The following is a 22,513-nucleotide window of genomic DNA, read 5'->3' on the forward strand; positions in this document are numbered from 1 at the left end:
TGTACTGGTAATACCTTATTTAATCAACTAGAGCACCATTCGCATTCTTCAACTGAAATATCATTCGAACGGACATAATAAGTCGTTTTAAGCCCTTTGCGCCAAGCTGTTAAATGGAGTTCTAATAGCTTGCTTGCCTTGATACCACTTGGAACATAAAAATTAAAACTAAGAGACTGATCTACGTGACGTTGACGACGTGCATTTTGTCGTACGCTTGAGAACTGATCTACTTTATACGCACCTTTTTCATAAAATTGATAGGTATTTAAGTTCAGGCCTGGCGCAATAACCGGACGTCGATAATCCTTTTTCTCTTCATAATAAAAGGCGCTATAAACTGGATCAATTGATGCAGTTGAACCTGCGATCTGTGCTGTACTCATATTTGGCGCGACTGCTACAAGATAAGCATTACGAATACCATTTTGGGCTACATCTTCTGCAAGCTCTTGCCATGCTTCGGTTGTATAATTACGATAAGAAAAGTATTCACCAGTGCTCCAATCACTACCTTTAAATATTTTATAAGCGCCTTTTTCTTTAGCTAATTTAGCACTTGCTTTAATGGTAAAATAATTGATCTTTTCATAAAGCTCATCAGCAAATTGTTCAGCTTCCTCGGAGTCCCATTCGATATTTTTTAGAGCTAATAAATGATGCCAGCCAAATGTGCCAAGACCGATGGAACGATATTTTTTATTTGTAATGCTCGCTTGAGGGACTGGAAGCACATTTAAATCAATGACATTATCAAGCATGCGCACTTCAATATCAATTAAGCGTTCTAATGTATTTTCTTCATCTGTTACTACAGCGCGTCCCAAATTAATAGAAGATAAATTACAAACAACAAAATCTCCTGCTTGTTTAGTAATAACAATTTGATCGCCAGAAATAATTTCTTGAATCATTTTGGTTGGGCTCATATTCTGCATAATTTCAGTACACAAGTTACTTGAATAAATCATACCTTCATGCTTATTAGGATTCATGCGGTTAACTTCATCACGATAAAACATAAATGGATTGCCAGTCTCTAATTGACTGATCATAATGCGCTTCATAATATCAATCGCTTTAACAATTTTTTTACTAATATTTTCGTCGGCAACTAATTCTTCATATTTCTCACGGAAAGAACCTTCGCCTTTTTGTTCATCGTAAAAGTCTTGCAAATACCAGCCTTTTTTCGCCTTTACTTCGTGAGGATCAAATAAATACCAATCTCCTCGGCGCTCAACAGTTTCCATAAATAAATCAGGGATACAAACTGCCGTAAAGACATCATGGGCACGCAAGCGTTGATCACCATTATTTAAGCGTAAATCTAAGAACATTTCAATGTCTTTATGGAAAACGTCAAGGTAAACAGCAATCGCTCCTTTTCGTTGTCCAAGTTGGTCCACACTTACAGCCGTATTATTTAATTGCTTGATCCATGGTATAACCCCGCCACTCGCACCTTTAACCCCGCGAATTGATGCACCTGTCGAACGAACATAGCCAATATATGCACCAACACCACCACCATGTTTAGATACGCGAGCAACATCTGTATTGCTGTCATAAATCCCTTGTAAGCTGTCATCAATCGTATCAATGAAGCAGCTAGAAAGTTGGCCACCTGTTTTCCCAGCATTAGCAAGGGTAGGTGTTGCCACTGTCATGTATAAATTGCTAAGAGCCCAGTAAGCTTCTTCAACAAGCTTCATTCTTTGCTCTTTTGGCTCGTCTTGCATCAAGTAAAGCGCAATCGTTAACCAGCGTTCTTGTGGCAACTCATAAACATTTCGCGCTTGATCAGTAGCTAAATAACGCGTCGCCAAAAGATAAAGTCCGTTGTATGTAAATAGTTTATCCTTTTCTGGGTCAACCATATCTCCTGCTTGAATTAACTCTTCTTTGGAGTAATTTTTTAAAATACTACCTGAATAAATTCCACGTTCTCCTAAACTTTCTTGAAGACCAACATATGAACCATATTTATCGTCATCATTATAAAAGCGATTTTTACTAGCTTTTTTATAGAGTTTGTTTAGATAAAGACGCGCTGCAAAGTGTTCCCAATCTGGCAAGTGAATATCCGTTTTAGCCTCAGCTTCACGAATTAAATAGTCAACAAGCTCATCTGCTGGATAATCTTCTTTTTTCTCAATAAAATTAAAGATTTTACGTTTGTAATCTTCTATATCAAGCTTTGGAAACTCTTCATGAATTTTGTCTAAATAACGGCTTAAGCGCTCTCTATCAAAAGGTAGTTTGCGATTCCCTCCGTCTTTTACAATATAAGTAGTCATTGACACACTCCCCATTTCTTTCCATTTTACAAGCGGCTTAAACGCTTCTTTATGGAGCATAAAAACATTCCATTAGGACAAAAAAATTAACTTCAACCAGAATAATCACTTTCTGAAAAAGTTAAAAAACTATGAAGTATTATTTCGCTTTCGATACTATATATGGTATAACTTTTCATTTGTGAATGCAAGATATAGTACTTTGCTATTTTTTGGTAAATATGGTTAAAACCTGTTGGCAGAACATTTGAGCGCTACTAAAAAAATTTTTGATGGTTATTTCTTTGTGAGTGAGCGCACATCCAAAAAAATTAAGCCACTATAGGTTGTGGCTTAAACACTTTAATAGACTAGATTTAGTAAGATTAAATTGTCACGCTAAAACAAATTTTTTAATTTCACAAGTCAAATGTCAATCATTATGAAATAAGTGCTTTTTATATGTATAAATAAAAACAGTTATTGCAACAATTAATTCAGACAAGGGGATTGCTGAAAACACACCAAATGCGCCTAAAAATGGTGGTAAAACAACCAAGAAAATAACCATGAAAATCAATTCTCGTGCGATCGTAATCCATATAGCCATACCAATACGATTGGTTGTTTGAAAGTACTTCATCATGACAAAATTAAAACCCATAAATAGATAACTAGTAAAGAACACGCGAACACCCATAATGGCCAGATTTTCGATTTCAGTAGAGAAATTTCCAAATAAATCAATAATCTGTTTAGCAAATAAAAGGCCAATGATAAAAAACGCCACTCCTGTTCCAACTGCTACACTTGTAGCCAAGCGGATAGTCTTTTTTTCACGTATAGCAAGTTCAGCTCCACGGTAATAACTAATAAGTGGCTGAATGGCAGAAGACATCCCTAAAAATGTCATCAAAATGACACTATGGGCATAATTTAAAACTGAAAATGCAGCTACTCCAGCTGTTCCTGCAGCTGCTGCAATCGCAATATTATATCCCATTGTAAAGACAGATAGGCCTAGTTCAGATAAGAAGCTCGGCAAGCCTATGGCAAAAGTGTGCTTGATCGACGCAAGCGTTAAGCTAAACCGAACAAACTTTAAATGACTACTCTGTTTAAAAAAATGCGTGGCAAGAATGAATACACCTATAACCATTGCAGCCATGGTTGCACCCACCGAACCCGAAACACCAAAATCCAAAATAAATAAGAAAATATAGTTAAGAATGATATTAACAACAGCTGTGACAATCAAAGCTATCATCGCTAAGTTAGGATTGCCATCATTTCGTACAAAAATACTTAAAATATTTTCAAGTGTCAGGATAAAACCAAACAGCAGTAAAATATTCATATACTCCATGACATAATGAATCGTCTCACTGTTTGCACCTAACAAATACGCTAAAGGAAATCTAAAAATAAAAGCAACCGCCGCTAACATTATTGTAATAGAGATAACAAGCACTACTGAACGCGTAAAAATAGCTTTTGCTTTTTCAAAATCTTTTTCACCAAGTGCAAATGAATATTGTGTAGCTCCACCAATTCCAATCCAAAGCGAAATTGCCGTAAATAAAGAGAAGACCGGAACGACAATATTAATTCCAGCAAGAGCCACCCCGCCAAGCCGATGTCCTACAAAGATGCCGTCCATAACAATATTGACAGACATCAAAAGCATCCCAATTAGCGAAGGAATTAAATAATGCAAAAATACTCTGCCAACAGGTTTTTGTTCCATTATTTGATTTATCTTTTCCACTTTCCCACCCTCTTATACCTAACGTTAATTAGCCTCCTTATTTAAACATATCCAAGTCTTTTTAGCAAGCTGTAAATTGGCTTTGTGACGAAAATGTAAGTTTATCGATTTACTTTGTCATTTTAAGCGAGGGATTAAATATGAAGTAAGTTGTAAACTAAGGATATCAAAAAATGAGAGGAAAATTTATTATGAAAAATAAAAAGTGTCTTATCATTTTCCTAACAGCCATTTTAATCTCTATTTGTGCCATTTTTGAATATATTACACCTAACTCTGCTAGCGCTAATTTTTATTATGTCAAAATTAATACCGCGGGCTCTCAAGTGAAAAAAAGTCATTTTAAAGGCTATCAATATATTACTACTGCTCGTAAAGCGAATGGTCGAACAAGCAAAATCACCTTCTACTCCGACACCAAACTACCAGAAAATAGGCCTGTTAAAATTGTTGTCGGTGCCAATAAATTGCTTGCCAGTTATCAAAAAGTGATGTCAATGCCAAAATACTATGCTAAAAAGCAATAAACGCTAACTTTCAATCTCCTCATATGGCGAGCTTGCGCCTTATCCCCGAAATGGGTGGAGAACTCACTAAGAGCTCTCCACCCCCACCCATTTATTTTCTTCCAAGAATCATCGCCAAACGTCTTACCGCTTCCTCAGCCAATGTCTCATTTAATCGAGCAAAAGTGAGCCGTAAAGTAGACGTCTTTACGCCAAATAAAAAACCTGGCATGACAAGTAATTTTTTTTCCAAAAATAAATTAAAGTGAGTCAACGTATCAAAATCAGTTAATTTTACCCATAAACTTAATCCTCCAAGCGGTGCATTGTAGCTGATTCCATTTGGTAGATAAGCATTCAAAGCAGACACAAGCCATTCTTTTCTTTCAGCTAAAAGCGTCTGCAATTTCTTAATGTGTTCAAAATAGCTTGTCGAATTTAAGACGTCATCTGCTAATACTTGCGGAAAAATGCTCAAGCCAAAATCCATTTCCTGCCTAGCAGCTGCTAATCGTTCAACAACAGCACGTGGTCCCGCCAACCAACCAATCCGTGTTGTACTTCCCATGACTTTAGATAGCGAACCAATATAGAGAACATTTTCAGCATCTAATTGTTTAAGTGGTCTTGGTAATGAATGAACATCATACGTAAATTGTCCAAATGGATCATCTTCTACAATTGGGATTTTAAGTCTAGCACAACAAGCAATCAAACACTGTCGCTGCTCTTTAGTCATAACCATTCCAGTTGGATTTTGAAAAGTTGGATTAAGAAATACCATTTTAACGCGATGCTTTGAGTAAAGCTCTTCCAATACATTCAAGTCTACGCCAAAGTCGTTAACGGGTAAGGCGTAAATTCGTAAGCCTGCTGATTGAAAAAGCGAAAGTGAATAAAAATAAGAAGGTGCTTCGATTGCAATCGCATCTCCAGGTGAAAGCAGACATTGCGTGATTAAAAATAAGGCTTGTTGCGCACCAGATGTAATCAAAATTTCTTCATGATCTGTTGAAATCCCAAGTTTTTGCTGCATGTGCGTTTTGATTGTTTTTCTTAGCGGTAGATAGCCAAATGGATCTTCTGCACCTTCTTTTTTTAAAAAGGATTGCCAAGATAAGTTTGGTACTTGAATAGGCGGTAATAATTCAACTGGCAATTCCCCTGTTGCAAGGTCGATCACTTCTTTTGGAAATTGCTTACCTAGTTCACGCATCGAACGAATATAGGGCAAATTGGTATGAAAAGCTCCTTGGCTCACATAATGCCGCCAATTGGTTTTTCCAGTTGTAAGAATTCCCCATTTATCTTCATTTACATAAGTTCCACTGCCCTTTTTTCGGATAATCATTCCAGCAGTTTCCAATTCATCAAACACGTGAATAATCGTGGACCGATTGACACCAAGTCTTTCAGCAAGTTTTCTTTCGGAGGGTAATCTCTCGCCTGGCAACAGTTTCCCCGTTTCAATTAACTTTTCGATGTGGCAAACAATTTGTTGGTATAAAGGCTTTTTTTCTTGTTTTTGAAAATTCCACATTAAGCAATCCTCTCCCTAAAATTGGATGGGTTAAAAAACATCCAATTGGTTGTTTTTTCAAATTAAGTCATAGCTTATCATAAGTAACAAAGATACACAAATTAGAAATGGAGGAAAACACATGGAAAAAATAACTGGAACTGAAAAAGTAAAACGCGGCATGGCGCAAATGCAAAAAAATGGGGTCATCATGGATGTCGTAAATGCTGAACAAGCAAAAATTGCTGAGGAAGCAGGCGCTGTAGCTGTTATGGCTCTTGAACGCGTTCCTTCAGATATTCGAGCTGCTGGCGGTGTCGCAAGAATGGCAGATCCACGCATCATTGAAGAAGTAATGAATGCGGTTTCAATCCCTGTCATGGCAAAGGCACGAATTGGGCATATTACTGAAGCTCGTGTTCTTGAAGCAATGGGTGTTGATTATATTGATGAAAGTGAAGTATTAACGCCAGCTGACGACGAATTTCATTTATTAAAAAGTGAATTTACTGTCCCATTTGTTTGTGGTTGTCGCGATTTAGGAGAAGCGCTCCGCCGCATTGGAGAAGGTGCGGCCATGCTTCGGACAAAAGGTGAGCCTGGAACGGGTAATATCGTTGAAGCTGTAAGACATATGCGCAAAGTAAATAGTCAAATTCGCGAACTCGTTAACAAAGATGATGCTGAACTTATGACAATGGCAAAAGAACTTGGTGCCCCTTATGAATTACTAAAAGAAATGAAAATCCTTCAAAAGCTACCTGTTGTTAATTTCGCTGCTGGTGGTGTGGCTACTCCTGCTGACGCTGCTTTAATGATGGAACTCGGTGCAGATGGCGTTTTTGTTGGCTCAGGAATTTTCAAATCAGAAAACCCTGCTAAGTTTGCAAAAGCTATTGTCCAAGCAACAACCTACTTTACAGACTATGAGCTGATTGGTAAATTGTCAAAAGAGCTAGGAACAGCAATGAAAGGCATTGAAATCTCTCGTTTAACACCGGAAGAACGTATGCAGGATCGAGGTTGGTAAAAAATGAAAACAATTGGTGTTCTAGCATTACAAGGCGCTATACATGAACATATCTCTATCATAAAGAAAATGGGACATCATGCACTCCCCATTAAACATCCTGAAGACTTAAAAACGCTTGACGGCTTAATTCTTCCAGGCGGGGAAAGTACCACCATGCGCCATTTAATGAAACGCTATCATTTTATTCAACCTATAAAAGATTTCGCCAAAGAAAAAAAAGGTATTTTCGGTACATGCGCTGGAATGGTTTTAGCAGCAAAAACAACTTTATCTGATGAAGAGAATTTAAACCTCTTAGATGGCATGGTTATTCGTAATGGCTTTGGCCGACAAAAAGAAAGCTTCGAAACTAACTTAACCATCCCAGTATTAGGTGATAAACCATTTCAAGCGATTTTTATTCGTGCCCCGTTTCTGACACAACTTGGTAAAAATGTTAAAGTGCTTGCAGCTATTAATGAAAAAGTGGTTGTTGCGCATGAAAACAATGTCCTTGTTACAGCCTTCCACCCAGAGCTAACAAATGATACACGCTTACTAGAATACTTTATTGAAAATTGTTGTTAAAAATCAAGCGACAAGCGCTTAGATTTACTTATCAAAACCTATAAATCCAAACGCTTGTCGCCGATTTATTTTTATTATTTACTTACTAATTGCTTGGGCAGCCGTAATTAGGACTAGATGATACACATCATCTGCATTACAACCGCGTGATAAATCATTAACAGGTGCATTAAGACCTTGTAAAATCGGACCAACAGCTTCAAAGTTTCCTAAGCGCTGTGCAATTTTATACCCAATATTACCCGCTTCAAGACTTGGGAAAATAAAGACATTTGCATCTCCTTTAATCACTGAGCCCGGTGCTTTTTGTGCAGCAACAGAAGGAACGAAAGCTGCATCAAATTGAAATTCACCATCAAGGATTAAATCTGGTGCTTTTTCTTTAGCCAATTTTGTTGCTTCTACTACTTTTTCTGTTTCATCGGATTTTGCTGAGCCTTTTGTTGAAAAACTCAACATTGCAACACGAGGATCAATTCCAAAAATCTTAGCTGTTTCAGCACTTACAGTAGCATTTTCAGCTAAGTCATCTGCTGTTGGTGCGATATTGATTGCAACATCGCTAAACAAATAACGTTCTTCCGCACGTGCCATAATCATTGCACCGGCAACTTTACTAACACCTGGTTTCGTTTTAATAATTTGAAGAGCCGGGCGAACTGTGTCACCTGTCGAATGGACGGCGCCACTTACTAGTCCGTCTGCTTTGCCAGTGAACACGAGCATTGTTCCAAAATAGTTAGGGTCTACTAGCATCTTACGCGCATCTTCTTCGCTTGCTTTTCCCTTACGACGCTCTACAAAAGCTTGGACTAACTCATCGAATAGTGGATCGCTTGCGGGCTCGTGAATTTCGATACCTGAAACCGATACATCGATCTTTTTCGCTGTTTTTTCAATATCCTCTTTTGAACCTAAAAGAACAGGTACAACGACTTTTTCTTCTGCTAAGCGAACCGCTGCTTTAACGATCCTTGCATCATTTCCTTCTGGTAAAACAATGCGTACATTTTCACCAGCAACTTGTTCCTTAATTACTGAAAATAAGTCACTCATTTACAAATTCCTCCAATTTACACTTTAGTTATCTTCATTAATAGTACTACAATTTTTATAACGTTAACAGAGCTAGGGATACTAAAAAACAGAAAAATAAAAATCCCTCTTGTATTACAACAGAAAAACGGCCAAATCCCTTCTTTTACTCCATTCCTTAAGCAACAATTTTTTTACTGTATTACTCAAGAAAAGCTTTATATTTTGATTATTTCATGATACAATAAATTTAATTGATAATGATTATCATATTCATTTTTCATAAGGAGGCGAATATATTGAGATTGAATGAAATGGTCGTGGGGGATCATGTACGGATTAAAGATATGAACCTCACAAGCGAATTGCTCAAAAGACGCTTGATATCATTAGGTTGTTCAGAAGGTTGTGAGATATGTATCAAACAAAAAGGCGCTTTTGGCGGCCCTTGCACTTTCGAAACAAAAGGACAATATATCAGTATTCGTAACTGTGATGCTTGTGAGATTATGGTGGAATTAAATGGCTAATACATATTGTTTGCTTGGAAATCCTAATACCGGTAAAACCTCACTTTTCAATGCGTTAACCGGCTCTTATGAATATGTAGGTAACTGGAGTGGGGTTACTGTTGAGAAAAAAATCGGGACATTACGTTCTAAAAAAGGAAAATTGATTGATTTACCTGGTATCTATGATTTAAATCCTATTTCTAAAGATGAAACCGTTGTTACTCGTTTCTTATTGGAAGAGACCTTTGATTCCATGTTAAATATTGTTGATGCCGCACAACTTGAACGGAACTTAAATTTAACCATCCAATTGCTTGAATTCGGGGCCCCTGTTGTCATGGGATTAAACATGATTGACGTAGCGCTTGGTCGCGGGATAAAAATTGATATTCCCCTTCTTACTAAAGCCCTACGCATTCCAATTGTTCCAGTCATTGCTAGATCTGGAAAAGGAACGGTTGATATTTTATCGTCTCTAACGGAAAAACATATCGCAAAAAGAAGCCCACTCAAGCTTAATTACGGTCATGCCATTGAAAACGCAATCGCTAAATTAATACATTTAATGCAAGGCCTGCTTCCAGCTAAACAACTGCGCTTTTTAGCAGTTCAATTTTTAACAAAAAATGAAGTGATTGATTCTTTTTTAGATCAGCATGGCATTTTAAAAGAAGCTGTTAGTATTCGACTTCAAACAGAAGAAGAAGTTGGCATACCACTTGAACAACAAATTTATAAAACTCGTACCGCTTTTATTGAAGATATCTGTTTACAAGCAGTGGAATATACACGCAAAGCAGATATTCCTTTTTCTGATAAATTGGATCAGATTTTGACGCATAAATTTTGGGGGATTCCCATTTTCTTAGGAATAATGTGGCTCATTTTTCAGATTACATTTACGTGGGTAGGAACGCCGCTTTCTGATCTTTTAGATGAATTTATTTCTGGTAATTTAACCAATTGGGTTACCTCAGGGCTTGAAATGATAGGCGCCTCATCTTTTTTAATCGCCTTAATTACAGAAGGCATTATTGCTGGGGTTGGTAGTGTTGTCGTTTTTGTTCCGCAAATTCTAGTGATCTTTTTCTTCATTTCTGTCCTAGAAGATTCTGGCTATATGGCACGAATTGCCGTAGTAATGGATCGTGTTATGGAGCTATTTGGTTTAAATGGCAAAGCTTTTATTCCAATGATTATTGGCTTTGGCTGTAATGTTCCTGGAATTATGGCTGCACGGGCAATTGAAGAACAAAAAGAACGACTCCTTACCATTCTGATTTCACCCTTTATGTCTTGTTCTGCACGTTTACCAGTTTATGCATTATTTGCTGGTGTTTTCTTTGCGCGTTATCAAGCACTAATCGTTCTATCCCTTTACATCATTGGGATTGTTTTAGCACTTATTGTAACAAAAATTTTATCAAAAACGATTTTAAAAAACGATCAATCTGTTTTTGTCGTAGAGTTACCGCCTTATCGCATTCCTTCGCCACGAACGCTTTGGCGCAGCACATGGGAAAAAGGGAAAGGCTTTTTGCGAAAAGCTGGAACGTTTATCTTCGCCGGCTCTGTTATCATCTGGTTGCTTAACTATGCTGGCCCAAATGGTTTTGGTGTGCCAATGGGTGAAAGCTTTTTAGCCATGATTGGTAGCTTCATTGCACCTCTTTTAGTGCCACTTGGCTTTGGATCTTGGCAAGCAGGAGCAACACTTATTCCTGGATTTTTAGCTAAAGAAGTTATTATTTCTACGATGGCAATTATTTATTCTGCTCCTGAAGGAAATCTTGGGCAAATTGTTGCTGGGCATTATACACCACTTTCGGCCTATTGTTTCATGCTCTTTATCCTGCTCTATATTCCTTGTTTAGCAACGGTTGCTGCTATTCGCAAAGAAACTTCAAGCTTCAAATGGACAGCTTTTGCAGTAGGCTATGCGCTAGTTACTGCTTATGTCGTTGTTTTTATTGTTTATCAAATTGGTCGTTTATTTATTTGAAGAAAAGGAGCGTGTTTTGTGAGTTTAATCGTGAATCTTTTATTGGGTAGTTTGATTTTTGGCTATACTTTATATAGCTTAATCCACTACATTAAGAAAAGTAAGGCTGGAAAATGTGCAGCATGCGAACTCGAGAAAATTTGTGAATGTGAAGATCGTTCGCTAAATAAAAAAGGAGAACTTGGAAGTTGAAAATGACTCTCAAGTTCTTTTTATTGGCTTGATCCTATCGCTTTTATCCTTCTAAAGATCTTTCTATTTTAATATTACCAACAAAAAAGCTATACTAAAGATGAAATCATCTTCAACTGGAGGTAATATTTTGAATTCACTCATTAAACAGATGGCAAACCATCGTTCCATCAGAAAATACGAAACAAATCGCGAAATTCCCACTGAACAATTAAATGCGATTATTGAATCTGCACAACGCGCTCCTTCTTGGATGAATGGACAACAGTATTCTATTATTGGCATTAAAAATCAAGCACGAAAAGATAAGCTCGCCGAATTAACAGGGAATCCTTACGTTGCCGATTGCTCTGTTTTCCTTATATTTGTTGCTGACTTTTATCGTATTCAATTGGCTAGCGAAAAACATGGGAAATCTTTCGGTGCAAAAACTGAACCAGATTTATTGCTGGTTGCCGCAACAGATATCGGGCTTGCATGTGAAAATGCCATTTTAGCAGCAGAAAGTTTTGACTTAGGTACGGTCTGCATCGGTGGAATTCGGCGTAACTTAGCAGAGGCCTCTGCATTTTTAGGATTGCCAGAATTCGTTTTCCCAGTCGTTGGCCTTTGTATTGGCTATCCAGCAGATCGTCCTAAAGTTAAGCCACGTTTACCAAAAGCAGCCGTTTACTTTGAAGAAACTTATCAAACAGATACACTACCACTACTTGAAAAATACGACGAAGAAATCATACCTTATTTTAAAAAAGGCTATACTGAAATACTCGCAAATGCCTATGATAAACCTTATTATCATGGGATTACTACTGCCTTAAAAAAACAGGGCTACTTAGGTGGAAATAAATAAATTGGAGGATTTAATCGATGAACGAAGCTTTATTTTTTGAACCAGTATTTAAGGAACGTATTTGGGGTGGAACAAAACTGCATGATTACTTTGGGTATCTCCTTCCTAATCATAAAATCGGTGAAGATTGGGCAATTTCAGCTCATCCAAATGGTCCTTCAATTGTAAAAAATGGCATGTATCAAGGAAAAACATTAATTGATTTATGGCAGAAAAATCCCGAATTATTTGGCCACCCAACTGAAGAAACATTCCCTTTGTTAACTAAAATTCTTGATGCCAATACCGATCTATCTGTACAGGTCCATCCTGATGATAATTATGCAAAAAAACACGAAAACGGTGAATTAGGTAAAACAGAATGCTGGTATATTATTGATTGTGAACCTGGTGCTGAATTAATTTATGGCCATAATGCGAAAACAAAAGAAGAATTTGAACGCTTGGCTGATGAGGGAAATTGGGATAAGCTCCTTCGCAAAGTAAAAATTAAACCTGGTGAATTTTACTATGTCCCAAGTGGAACCATCCATGCGCTTGGAACAGGCACACTTGTCCTTGAAACACAACAAAATTCTGATACAACTTATCGCGTATACGATTACGACCGCAAAGATGCTTCTGGAAATAAGCGTGAACTTCATTTAAAAAAAGCAATTGATGTCACAACAATTCCTCATCAGGATGCTTCTTTAAAAAGCAAAATAAACAAATTAGATGGCTTCACAGAAACGGTCTTTGTCGAAAATCAGTTTTTCTGCGTCTATAAATGGGCGATCACTCAAAAAGCAACATTAAAACAAAAAGCTGATTATACATTGGTCAGCATTTTAAAGGGAAAAGGCACGCTCATTATCGAAAATAATAGAACCTCTATCCAAAAAGGAGATCACTTCCTCATACCAAATACCGTTTCTTCTTTTACGATTTCTGGTGAAGTTACTGCGATTTCATCTACGCCACGAATAAAAAACTAATTTATGCTACACTATACTTAATAAATACAAACAGAAAGGTTGTGCAACACCTATGAACGAAGCAGTAAAAACATTGGATGGATGGTATTCTATTCATGATTTTAGAATCATTGATTGGCTCAATTGGCGCGAAGCAAGTAGTACTACTCGCGAACAAGCTTTAGAAGAATTCAAAAGCTTCCTAGCTGATCTTGACATCACAAAAAAAATGGGTGAAGGCGATCAAATCCTTTATTCCATTGTTGGTCAAAAAGCTGATTTTGTTTTATTTTTATTACGGCCAACACTTGAAGAGCTTAACGCGATTGAAATGCGCTTTAATAAACTAGCTATTTCAAATTATCTTCTTCCTGCGTATTCTTATGTGTCCGTTGTTGAACTTAGTAATTACCTTGCCACTCATTTAGCTGGTGATGAAGATCCATATGAAAACAAAATCATTCAATCAAAACTTTATCCAGAGCTTCCAGCAAAAAAACATTTTTGTTTTTATCCAATGAATAAAAAGCGTGAAGGAAATGACAATTGGTATATGCTACCACTAAAAGATCGGCAATCGCTTATTTCTGATCACGGTAAAATTGGTCGTTCTTATGCTGGAAAAGTACAACAGATTATCACCGGTTCAATCGGCTTTGATGATTATGAATGGGGCGTCACACTTTTCTCTGACGATGCGCTTGAATTTAAGTATATCGTAACTGAGATGCGTTTTGACGAATCCAGTGCACGCTACGCCGAGTTTGGACCATTTTTCATTGGAAACCTACTCCAGGCGACAGACCTGACAGATTACTTTTCATTATAAAAATCGAGCCTTTTATTTCGTAAAATAACGAAATAAAAGGCTTTTTCGCATATAATGTGTCAAAAATGTAAGAAATAAAGCTTTTTTGTCACTTTATAAAGTAGCATAATTGGCAGCTAAAAGTTACAATATAATTAACACAAAGATTAGAAAGAAGGATCAATATGATTTTGCCGTACTTACACAACGACTATTTATTGCAGAAAACGTTATCTAAAACAGCAAAATTATTAAATAGTAGAGCTAAGCTAGAAAAACGTCGCTTAACTTTTTTTTTCACTAACTCATCCGCTGGTATCCTTTACTTTAAACCAGCTATTCATAAACCTTATCCTAATTCACTTCACCCACAAACGTATTTTTGGCAGCATATTTTAAAAGATTTTACTCAGTTTAAGGCGGTGCTCCATGCGGCTTTTTAACATCGCGAAAAAAAATATTAAACATGATCTGGCTCATTATTTTTTATATTTTGTTTCTGTCACTTTTTGTATTATGATTTATTATCTCTTTGTTTTATTATCAACAGATCAGCTTGTTATAAAAAACCTACCAGATAGTGACAATACATCACGTTTTTTCTCGTTTTCTTCCATTTTCCTGGTTATTTTTATTGCGCTTTTTATCTTTTATACCATTTATTTTTTTACAAGAAAACGCAAAAGAGAAATCGGAATTTATTCGCTACTTGGACTAAGTAAAAGGGAAATTGGTAGAATACTTTTTTATGAAAATTTTTTACTTGGTTTACTCGCATTGATCTTTGGAATTATAGGCGGTACTCTTTTTTCGAAGTTGTTCATAAATATCTTACTTAGATTGATTCAAGTAAATGCAACAAGCCACACTCTATTTTCTTGGGAAGCACTATTTAACACATTCATTGTTTTCATCTTAATTATTGCTTTTACATCGTTCGTGAGCTTTGAGCTTACTTATACAGCTAACTTACATCAATTAGTTTTCCCCAAAAAAACGCCTAAAAAATATCAAAAGCGTTTTGTCTTATATGCACTTTTAGCAGTCCCTATGATTTGTACTGGCTATTTTATCGCACTTAAATCCTTTAGCTTTACCGTGTTAATCAATTGGCCGTTTCCACTTACTGCATGTCTCATTCTCTTTCTGATTACTTTAGGAAGTTACCTTTTTATTCGATACACACTCATTTTATTGTTTAGAATAAAGCGCACTAGACAAAGCGTATATAAAGGAACTAGCCTAATTACTTATTCACAATTAGAGTTCCGTGTTGTTTCATCCATTAAAACGCTGACAATGGTTGCTTTAGTAAGTGCTGCTTCCTTAGTTTTTATTGGAATGATTAGCGGTTTTTATTCTAATACTAATAGCTTAGGCAAAGCTTCAACGCCATCTACATTTGAATACCAACTCACAGACAAAATAAGCCAAAATCATTTACAACAACTTATAAAGAGTGTTGACATGGGGCACCCAGTTAAAGCGATGATGACAAGTAAGATTTATCTCATCAAATCAATGAAAAACAATCACTTGCCGATAGAATACCAAGCCTATGAAGCCTTTCAAACGGTCTCTTTAAGCACCTTTAATAAAATTAATCAGCAAAATAGTCCAAATAGTAAGCCCGCTTCTTTAAAAACAAATCAAGCATTTTTTATTCCTAGTCCATATAAATCAAGAAGAACACAAAAAAATAATTTTAAACAATTTACACTTGCTCTTGCCAACAAACCGACCGTTCAACTCATCAAGCAAAGTTACAAGAAACCCTATTCTTTTCCTTATGGCCTATTAGTTGTAAACGATACACTTGCTCAACAAGCTTCAAGAGAAAACATGCCAATTCAGCAAATCGTTTCAATCAATGTAGAAAATCCAAAAACAGCCTTTTCATTAAGCGCAAAGATTAAACAGCACTTACCTGAAAACGCGTACTTTAATAGTTATCCTGAAAGACAACAAGCGGTACAAAATATAACCGGTATTATTTTATTTATTGGGATATTCATCAGTTTAGTCTTTATTGTTTCAACTGGTAGCGTCATTTACTTCAAACAGCTAACCCATGCTTATGAAGATGAAGCAACTTTTAAACGCTTAACGCATATGGGTATTTCAAAGAAAGAAATGAAATATTGTATTGCTAAACAGCTGTTTATTATCTTTTTCACGCCATTCTTCCTTGGAATTTGTCATAGTTCAATTATTTTAATTGCTTTTTGCCACTTATTTAATTACTCACTCATTTCGCCAATGATTATAAGTACGGGAATTTACACGCTCATTTATATTAGTTATTATTTATTAACAGTTAGCCGCTACACACGCATTGTAACTGAAGCAGAAATAAAATAAATTTGCTTCTCTGCTTTTTAAGTGTTACGCTTAAATCATTCAAACAAGCATTTGCTTGAAAAAGGAGTTGTGGTATTTTGTATATTGAAATTTACACAGTGAATGGTGAATCCATTCGGCTTGAAGATGATGCTAAAATCAATGGCTTATCCATTCAACACATCACAACAGAAGAAATGAAACAACTTTTTGAAGAAAAATGTATCGAATTAACAAAATACGACTTAACTTATTTTGTTAATACCGCTCTCATCGCTTATTTTCAAATGGGACATGCTATTCATTAATTCCTTAAGCTACAATATAAAAGAGCCTATCTCCGAAAAGATAGGCTCTTTTTTACTATAAATTATCGATTTAGTACCAACCAGTTTTTTGGTGGTGAGCTTTGGCATTGCTCCAAGAACCGTAACGGCTCTTCACATAATTTTCTGCTACACGTTCTTGATTTGCTGAAGAATAATCGCCATTTAAATATGATTTACTTAATTGGTAACGCCCAACATAAGTACCACTTGCACTTACTACTGAATAAGAACCACCAGATTCTCTTTGTGCAATCCATTCTTTGGCTTGTTGTTCAGAACCGCTTGCTGTTTTAACTGTTGCATTTTGTTGTGCAACTGGTTTGCTTTCTGCTTGGCGCTGAACTGGCGCTTGTTGTTTAGTAGTAGAGGTAGTAGTAGGTGCAGCTTTCACTACGCGTTTTGGTGCTGTAGTTTGCACGTTATCTCCTACTTCTAATGATTGTCCTACGTAAATTAGGTTAATATTTGAAATTCCATTGGTTTGGGCGATTTTACTCACTGTGGTGTTGTTTTCGTAAGCGATTTTGGATAATGTATCTCCTTGTGATACATTAATCGTTTTTGCGTCTGCCAAATGACCACCTACGACCGTTGTTACCCCTACGACAAATGTAGCTACAGCCATTTTTAGTACGTTTTTTTTCATCTTAATAAAGAACAACTCCTTAACTTTTAATGAGTCCTAATCATAACATACCAATATTTCAAAACAACTACTAGACCATTTCATATTATTTCAATATGAAGTCATAACCATCGATTTTCGAGTAAAATTCGCTGAAATGATTTTTATTGATTTGTGAAAAAATCACTTGGAATACGCAACAAGGCGCGAATCTCTTCCTGAACATACTATTTTTAATTTTTTCCGCGCACTTGAAATATTTACACTTAAAATTCGATGATTTTTTTGTTATTTTAAGCAATTTCTTCATTATTTAGCTCATTTTTTTTAGTTTTTCATATAATGATCTGCCCTTTTCAGAGATAAAATAAGTCTTATTAGCAGGTGCATTTACCCGTTTTCTAATCACATAACTTTCACTTTCGAGCCAATATACTGTATATAAGATCTCATTTCTCGTTAGCGCTTCTTTTCCGCTTAAATGATCCGCATCAAATATTTCATCTTGAAAATTAATAAAATAAAAATTAGGATCCATCACATATTTTAATACAGCATACTTCATTTTATCAGATGGTTCTTGCATAAAAAATTCAACTCTTCCTTCATTGGGATAGAACCGAGTTTATTCTGTTTTCTAAAAAAATGCAAGCAAATTTATACCTTAACGAAATGCATGTTTCTTCTATTATTTTCGGTACATCTTAAATTCAAGAAAAAGCTCGTTATAATAAGCCAGCATTCTTTTTCCCAGATTATCATAAACCTCAAGTCCATGTAACTTACTTAAATCAGGATAAAATCGTTTATCACTTGATACTTCTTTTGGTAAAAGCTTTATTGCTTCTTTGTTTGGCGTTGAATAGCCAACATATTCAGCGTTTGCAGCCGCATTTGTTGGTCTTAGCATAAAATTAATAAACTGATGTGCTCCATTGATATTCTTAGCTGTTTTAGGGATAACCATATTATCAAACCAGAGATTAGAGCCATCTTTTGGGACGACATAATCAAGATCTTTATTCTCACTCAACATTTCTGAAGCTTCACCAGAAAACGTTACAGCAACGCCTGCCTCATTGTCAGCCATTAACAGCTTAATTTCATCGCCAACGATCGCCTTTACATTAGGTGTCATTTTCTTCAATTTCTTAAGTGCTTGTTGCAAATGATCTTTGTTTGTATCATTTAGTGAATAGCCTAAGCTGTTTAATCCTAGACCCATGACTTCACGTGCACCATCAATTAATAGCATTTGATTTTTTAATGCTTCATCCCAGAGTGAATCCCACTGATCAAAATTTTTATCTGGAAATATTTTCTTATTATAAATAATACCCAATGTTCCCCAAAAATATGGCATAGAGTACTTATTTTTTTCATCAAACGATAAATTCATAAAGCGAGGATTAAGATATTTTTCATTCGAAAGTTTCTTGTGATCTAATGCGATTAAAAGTTTTTCTTGTTTCATCTTATTAATTGCATAATCACTTGGGATAGCGACATCAAATGTAGTTCCACCTTGTTCAATTTTGGTCATCATGGCTTCATTTGAATCAAACGTTTGGTAAATGACTTTAATCCCTGTTTCTTTTTCAAATTTCGTAATGAGTTTTGGATCAATATAATCACCCCAATTATAGATGGTTAATGTGTTGTTTCCAGCATAACCTTCTGAACGATTCATACTACTTGCAATAAACATCATAACGAGCGCAAGAAGTAAGACGGGGATAAAAATTTTCAACAAAGCTTTCATTTCTTACCACCACCTGTACGTAAAGCTCGTTTACCATTTTTACGATTAATAAAGTAATACCCGATGACAAGTAAAATTGTAAAAAGAAAAATCAATGTTGATAACGCATTAATAGAGAGTGAAATGCCTTGTCTTGCCCTAGAATAAATTTCTACAGAAAGCGTTGAAAAGCCGTTACCTGTTACGAAAAATGTAACCGCAAAATCATCCAATGAATAAGTTAGTGCCATAAAAAAGCCCGCTAAAACACCTGGCGCGATATAGGGTAAAATAACTTTTGAAAGCACATTCCATTGATTTGCACCTAAATCACGAGCTGCATCGATTAATGTTGGGCTCATTTCTTGTAGTTTGGGAAGGATCATCAACACAACAATTGGGATACTAAAAGCTATATGCGAAACAAGCACCGAGATAAAACCTAATTTTATACCTAAAATCGTAAAAAAGATCAAAAAGCTCGCGCCAATAATTACATCTGGACTCACAATTAAAACATTGTTCAAACTAAGAAGTGAATTTTTCGCAAACGGACGTGGCAAAAATTTAATCGCAAGTGCACCAAAAAGGCCAATGATCGTCGCAATAACTGAAGAAAGAAGGGCAATCACAAATGTATTCAGTACAATAATCAGAAGGCGCGTATCTTGGAAAACTTCGCGATAATAATCAAGTGTAAATCCTTTAAAACCATGCATCGTACCACCAGAATTAAACGAATAAAACAGTAAATAAAAAATCGGAGCATAAAGCAAAATAAAAACAACAGCAAGATAAAAATGACCCGTTATTTTTTTCATTTACGAGCACCTCGCTTCCGTTTTGTTCCGGTTAGAAACATGATCAAAACCATCGCAATAATAAGAAAGACACCAATCGTTGCACCCATGCCCCAATCTTGTGTTACCAGAAAATGCTCTTCAATTGCGGTTCCAAGCGTGATCACTCGATTTCCGGCAATTAAGCGTGTAATCATAAAAAGTGATAATGCCGGAATGAAAACAGCTTGACATCCAGCTTTCACACCATCAGCAGTTAATGGAAAAATAACACGTCTAAATGTTGTAAAATTCGAAGCACCTAAATCCCGAGCTGCCTGAATCAATGAAGGGTTAATTTCTTCAAGTGCATTAAAAATGGGTAAAATCATAAATGGAATAAAAATATACGTGGAAACAAATAAGAAACTAAAATCAGTAAACAAAATCTGCTTTTCGCCAATACCGATAAATGATAAAAACTGATTTGCCGCCCCATGCGTTCCAAAAATACCAATAAACGCATACGCTTTTAATAATAAATTAATCCAAGTAGGTAAAATAATAAGAAGTAACAACAATTGCTTATGTTTCAACCGTGTAAGTAAATAAGCAGTTGGATACGAAATCATCAGTGTGAAGATTGTAATCAAAAAAGCATACCAAAATGAACTAAGCGTCATCTTTAAATAAACGGGTGTAAAAAAATGCGCATAGTTACTAAACGTAAAACCCCCATCTACATCAAAAAAAGAATAATAAATAATCAACAAAATGGGAGCAATCACAAATAAAATGATCCAAAGCATATATGGAATAAGATAAATTGAACGAGCTCGTCTAGTCATTATAGCGCCTCATCGTAACTTTCCAAACGCTTATCAAATTCTGCTTCTGTTTCACCAAGACGCATAACATGAATCGCTTCTGGATCAAATGAAAGTCCAATATGATCACCTATTTTTACTTTTCTTGTCGTATGAACAAGCCATTCATTACCACTTTCATCTATACAGCCGATTTCATAATGAACACCACGAAAAAGTGTCCAATCCACGCTTACTTGTAATTTTCCAGCATCTGCTGTTGTAATTTCTAAATCCTCTGGCCGAATAATGACTTCAACGGTTTCATTTGGATTAAATCCTTGATCGACACATTGAAAGCATCTATCAGTAAATTCAACTTCAAAATCTTGAATCATTTTTCCAGGAATAATATTTGATTCGCCAATAAAATCTGCTACAAAGCGATTAATTGGTTCATCGTAAATATCGATTGGCGTGCCACTTTGCTGAATTTCGCCCTTATTTAAAACAAAAATTTCATCGCTCATTGCAAGTGCTTCTTCCTGGTCATGCGTAACAAAAATAAAAGTAATACCAAGACGCTTTTGTAAATCACGTAATTCATATTGCATTTCTGTACGTAATTTTAAATCGAGCGCAGATAGTGGTTCATCAAGTAAAATAACTTCTGGTTCATTAACAATCGCTCGCGCAATAGCCACACGTTGCCTTTGTCCACCCGACATCTCGCTAATTTCCCGCTTTTCGTAGCCGCTTAAATTAACAAAGCGCAAGGCTTCTTTCACTTTTTCAGCAATTTTTTGCTTATTCCATTTTTTGATGCGCAAACCAAAAGCCACATTTTCAAAAACATTTAAATGTGGAAATAAAGCATAATCTTGAAATACAGTATTTACTGGACGCTTATTGGCTGGGATATGATTAATTTTGTTATCATTTAAATAAATTGCCCCAGATGAAGCTTCAAGAAATCCAGCAATTAAACGTAAAATCGTTGTTTTCCCACATCCCGAAGGTCCAAGTAATGTATAGAATTTTCCTTTTTCAATTTCAAAACTCACTTGTCGTAATACTGGTTCATCATGATCAAATTGCTTTGTCACTTGTTCAAAGCGAATGATTGTTTCTGCCATTTAAGTAACCTCCTTCTATAAATACGAATCTGTTGCAACAAGAATCATTTTTACAGATTTATCACTAGTATTTATTAATTGATGTGCTTCATAAGCTGTAAAGTACACCGCTTCCCTCTCTTTGGCAACATACTCTTTTCGACCAATTTTTATGGTTACTTCACCGCTCAAAATATAAGCAAAAGTCTCAGCTAATGAAGGTTCAAATGATTTAAAATAGCTATTTGGTGCAATTTCAATAAAAACGGGCTCCATTTCTTTTTCATTCGACTCTGGAACAAGCCAGGTTACTTGATAACCTTTTTCTTCATCTTCATAAAAAGTATGCTCTTGTTCGCCATAAATAACTTTCTGATGATTATCTTCTTCGTCAAAAAAAGCTTTTGGCGTAATGCCAAGCACCTCTAGAATATCAAATAATGTCTCAATCGAGGGCGAACTCAAGTTACGCTCAAGTTGTGAAATATAGCCCTTTGTTAAATCCGTTCGCTCGCCTAACTCTTCTTGCGTTAAATTTTTACTAAGCCGTAAATTTTTAATGCGCTGGCCAATATCCATTGCGCTCGTCCTTTCTTTCTTGTTTAGAAATAGTAAACTTCTAAAGACACTTGTTTATTATTTATAAACTTTATGTTTACTTTCAGGAAGATTTATTATACAACATGCTTTTTATAACTTCAACCCTTTTTTTATTTATAAAAAAGAACAGCGTATAAAATGATTTTTTTCA

23 protein-coding genes are annotated in these 22,513 nt (G+C 35.8%); 12 read left to right on the plus strand and 11 right to left on the minus strand.

The genetic code is table 11. The features are described 5' to 3' along the window. Positions 1-23 precede the first annotated feature (23 nt). Together G6Q10_RS06770 and G6Q10_RS06775 are read right to left on the minus strand one after the other, a co-directional pair. Positions 24-2,315 carry a ribonucleoside-diphosphate reductase subunit alpha gene (locus G6Q10_RS06770; RefSeq protein WP_163655794.1) on the minus strand — a complete coding sequence of 764 codons (2,292 nt, stop codon included), beginning with the start codon at positions 2,313-2,315 and terminating at the stop codon, positions 24-26. A gap of 397 nt (positions 2,316-2,712) precedes the next feature. Continuing rightward, entirely contained in the window at positions 2,713-4,047 is a 1,335-nt protein-coding gene (locus tag G6Q10_RS06775) for an MATE family efflux transporter (RefSeq protein ID WP_370519520.1), read from the minus strand. Between the two features lie 191 nt (positions 4,048-4,238). Here G6Q10_RS06775 and G6Q10_RS06780 point away from each other — a divergent pair, with 191 nt between their 5' ends. Next, entirely contained in the window at positions 4,239-4,574 is a 336-nt protein-coding gene (locus G6Q10_RS06780) for a YxeA family protein (RefSeq protein WP_163654509.1), read from the plus strand. Between the two features lie 91 nt (positions 4,575-4,665). On the opposite strand, the gene G6Q10_RS06785 is transcribed toward G6Q10_RS06780, so the two are convergent. After that, a complete protein-coding gene (locus G6Q10_RS06785; protein WP_163654511.1) occupies positions 4,666-6,093 on the minus strand; it encodes an aminotransferase-like domain-containing protein in 1,428 nt (475 codons plus the stop codon). A 121-nt stretch (positions 6,094-6,214) separates the two neighbouring features. On the opposite strand from G6Q10_RS06785, the gene pdxS reads away from it, so the two are divergent. After that, positions 6,215-7,102: a pyridoxal 5'-phosphate synthase lyase subunit PdxS gene (gene pdxS / locus G6Q10_RS06790; RefSeq protein WP_163654513.1), complete on the plus strand. Its 888-nt coding sequence runs from the start codon at positions 6,215-6,217 to the stop codon at positions 7,100-7,102. Between the two features lie 3 nt (positions 7,103-7,105). Beyond that, positions 7,106-7,672 (plus strand): pyridoxal 5'-phosphate synthase glutaminase subunit PdxT, encoded by a 567-nt coding sequence (gene pdxT, locus G6Q10_RS06795; protein ID WP_163654515.1) that lies wholly within the window; start codon positions 7,106-7,108, stop codon positions 7,670-7,672. Between the two features lie 78 nt (positions 7,673-7,750). Here pdxT and pta read toward each other — a convergent pair whose 3' ends face one another. Further along, entirely contained in the window at positions 7,751-8,728 is a 978-nt protein-coding gene (gene pta, locus G6Q10_RS06800; RefSeq protein ID WP_163654517.1) for a phosphate acetyltransferase, read from the minus strand. Positions 8,729-9,006: 278 nt separating this feature from the next. On the opposite strand from pta, the gene G6Q10_RS06805 reads away from it, so the two are divergent. The 9 genes from G6Q10_RS06805 to G6Q10_RS06845 all read left to right on the plus strand — a co-directional run bounded on the left by G6Q10_RS06805 (position 9,007) and on the right by G6Q10_RS06845 (position 16,675). Continuing rightward, complete coding sequence (locus G6Q10_RS06805; protein ID WP_197914085.1) at positions 9,007-9,237, plus strand: FeoA family protein; 231 nt, start codon at positions 9,007-9,009, stop codon at positions 9,235-9,237. Next, positions 9,230-11,221, plus strand: coding sequence for a ferrous iron transport protein B (gene feoB, locus G6Q10_RS06810; RefSeq protein WP_163654519.1), 1,992 nt, complete (start codon positions 9,230-9,232; stop codon positions 11,219-11,221). The genes G6Q10_RS06805 and feoB overlap by 8 nt, the downstream gene beginning before the upstream one ends. 18 nt (positions 11,222-11,239) lie before the next feature. Then, entirely contained in the window at positions 11,240-11,413 is a 174-nt protein-coding gene (locus tag G6Q10_RS06815; RefSeq protein WP_163654521.1) for a FeoB-associated Cys-rich membrane protein, read from the plus strand. A 130-nt stretch (positions 11,414-11,543) separates the two neighbouring features. Further along, positions 11,544-12,263 carry an NADPH-dependent oxidoreductase gene (locus tag G6Q10_RS06820; RefSeq protein ID WP_163654523.1) on the plus strand — a complete coding sequence of 240 codons (720 nt, stop codon included), beginning with the start codon at positions 11,544-11,546 and terminating at the stop codon, positions 12,261-12,263. Positions 12,264-12,280: 17 nt separating this feature from the next. Then, positions 12,281-13,240 carry a mannose-6-phosphate isomerase, class I gene (gene manA / locus G6Q10_RS06825; RefSeq protein WP_163654524.1) on the plus strand — a complete coding sequence of 320 codons (960 nt, stop codon included), beginning with the start codon at positions 12,281-12,283 and terminating at the stop codon, positions 13,238-13,240. A 52-nt stretch (positions 13,241-13,292) separates the two neighbouring features. Then, positions 13,293-14,048 (plus strand): hydrogen peroxide-dependent heme synthase, encoded by a 756-nt coding sequence (gene hemQ, locus G6Q10_RS06830; protein WP_163654526.1) that lies wholly within the window; start codon positions 13,293-13,295, stop codon positions 14,046-14,048. A gap of 164 nt (positions 14,049-14,212) precedes the next feature. Further along, complete coding sequence (locus tag G6Q10_RS06835; RefSeq protein WP_163654528.1) at positions 14,213-14,470, plus strand: hypothetical protein; 258 nt, start codon at positions 14,213-14,215, stop codon at positions 14,468-14,470. Then, positions 14,457-16,388, plus strand: coding sequence for an ABC transporter permease (locus tag G6Q10_RS06840; protein ID WP_163654530.1), 1,932 nt, complete (start codon positions 14,457-14,459; stop codon positions 16,386-16,388). Before G6Q10_RS06835 ends, G6Q10_RS06840 begins: the two co-directional genes overlap by 14 nt. A 77-nt stretch (positions 16,389-16,465) precedes the next feature. Beyond that, entirely contained in the window at positions 16,466-16,675 is a 210-nt protein-coding gene (locus G6Q10_RS06845; RefSeq protein ID WP_163654532.1) for a lmo0673 family protein, read from the plus strand. 70 nt (positions 16,676-16,745) lie between these two features. Here G6Q10_RS06845 and G6Q10_RS06850 read toward each other — a convergent pair whose 3' ends face one another. From G6Q10_RS06850 to G6Q10_RS06880, 7 genes are all read right to left on the minus strand, one after another. Continuing rightward, positions 16,746-17,342: an aggregation-promoting factor gene (locus tag G6Q10_RS06850; RefSeq protein ID WP_232057797.1), complete on the minus strand. Its 597-nt coding sequence runs from the start codon at positions 17,340-17,342 to the stop codon at positions 16,746-16,748. A gap of 292 nt (positions 17,343-17,634) precedes the next feature. Next, entirely contained in the window at positions 17,635-17,907 is a 273-nt protein-coding gene (locus tag G6Q10_RS06855) for a DUF3116 family protein (protein ID WP_163654534.1), read from the minus strand. A 102-nt stretch (positions 17,908-18,009) separates the two neighbouring features. Then, positions 18,010-19,083 (minus strand): ABC transporter substrate-binding protein, encoded by a 1,074-nt coding sequence (locus G6Q10_RS06860; protein ID WP_163654536.1) that lies wholly within the window; start codon positions 19,081-19,083, stop codon positions 18,010-18,012. Next, entirely contained in the window at positions 19,080-19,883 is an 804-nt protein-coding gene (locus G6Q10_RS06865) for an ABC transporter permease (protein WP_163654538.1), read from the minus strand. Before G6Q10_RS06865 ends, G6Q10_RS06860 begins: the two co-directional genes overlap by 4 nt. Further along, positions 19,880-20,689, minus strand: a complete 810-nt coding sequence (locus tag G6Q10_RS06870) for an ABC transporter permease (protein ID WP_163654540.1) — start codon at positions 20,687-20,689, stop codon at positions 19,880-19,882. Before G6Q10_RS06870 ends, G6Q10_RS06865 begins: the two co-directional genes overlap by 4 nt. Next, complete coding sequence (locus tag G6Q10_RS06875; RefSeq protein ID WP_163654542.1) at positions 20,689-21,783, minus strand: ABC transporter ATP-binding protein; 1,095 nt, start codon at positions 21,781-21,783, stop codon at positions 20,689-20,691. The genes G6Q10_RS06870 and G6Q10_RS06875 overlap by 1 nt, the downstream gene beginning before the upstream one ends. Positions 21,784-21,798: 15 nt before the next feature. Beyond that, positions 21,799-22,341, minus strand: coding sequence for a helix-turn-helix domain-containing protein (locus G6Q10_RS06880; protein WP_163654544.1), 543 nt, complete (start codon positions 22,339-22,341; stop codon positions 21,799-21,801). Positions 22,342-22,513 lie beyond the last annotated feature (172 nt).

Source organism: Listeria sp. PSOL-1 (assembly GCF_902806445.1).
GTDB lineage: Bacteria > Bacillota > Bacilli > Lactobacillales > Listeriaceae > Listeria.

Coding starts and splice junctions, on each gene's coding strand:
- pta (WP_163654517.1), bottom strand. CDS start 8,728: ATGAGTGACTTATTTTCAGTAATTAAGGAACAAGTTGCTGGTGAAAAT.
- manA (WP_163654524.1), top strand. CDS start 12,281: ATGAACGAAGCTTTATTTTTTGAACCAGTATTTAAGGAACGTATTTGG.
- feoB (WP_163654519.1), top strand. CDS start 9,230: ATGGCTAATACATATTGTTTGCTTGGAAATCCTAATACCGGTAAAACC.
- G6Q10_RS06880 (WP_163654544.1), bottom strand. CDS start 22,341: ATGGATATTGGCCAGCGCATTAAAAATTTACGGCTTAGTAAAAATTTA.
- pdxS (WP_163654513.1), top strand. CDS start 6,215: ATGGAAAAAATAACTGGAACTGAAAAAGTAAAACGCGGCATGGCGCAA.
- G6Q10_RS06865 (WP_163654538.1), bottom strand. CDS start 19,883: ATGAAAAAAATAACGGGTCATTTTTATCTTGCTGTTGTTTTTATTTTG.
- G6Q10_RS06770 (WP_163655794.1), bottom strand. CDS start 2,315: ATGGGGAGTGTGTCAATGACTACTTATATTGTAAAAGACGGAGGGAAT.
- G6Q10_RS06870 (WP_163654540.1), bottom strand. CDS start 20,689: ATGACTAGACGAGCTCGTTCAATTTATCTTATTCCATATATGCTTTGG.
- G6Q10_RS06840 (WP_163654530.1), top strand. CDS start 14,457: ATGCGGCTTTTTAACATCGCGAAAAAAAATATTAAACATGATCTGGCT.
- G6Q10_RS06785 (WP_163654511.1), bottom strand. CDS start 6,093: ATGTGGAATTTTCAAAAACAAGAAAAAAAGCCTTTATACCAACAAATT.
- G6Q10_RS06860 (WP_163654536.1), bottom strand. CDS start 19,083: ATGAAAGCTTTGTTGAAAATTTTTATCCCCGTCTTACTTCTTGCGCTC.
- G6Q10_RS06855 (WP_163654534.1), bottom strand. CDS start 17,907: ATGCAAGAACCATCTGATAAAATGAAGTATGCTGTATTAAAATATGTG.
- G6Q10_RS06850 (WP_232057797.1), bottom strand. CDS start 17,342: ATGAAAAAAAACGTACTAAAAATGGCTGTAGCTACATTTGTCGTAGGG.
- hemQ (WP_163654526.1), top strand. CDS start 13,293: ATGAACGAAGCAGTAAAAACATTGGATGGATGGTATTCTATTCATGAT.
- G6Q10_RS06875 (WP_163654542.1), bottom strand. CDS start 21,783: ATGGCAGAAACAATCATTCGCTTTGAACAAGTGACAAAGCAATTTGAT.
- G6Q10_RS06835 (WP_163654528.1), top strand. CDS start 14,213: ATGATTTTGCCGTACTTACACAACGACTATTTATTGCAGAAAACGTTA.
- G6Q10_RS06780 (WP_163654509.1), top strand. CDS start 4,239: ATGAAAAATAAAAAGTGTCTTATCATTTTCCTAACAGCCATTTTAATC.
- pdxT (WP_163654515.1), top strand. CDS start 7,106: ATGAAAACAATTGGTGTTCTAGCATTACAAGGCGCTATACATGAACAT.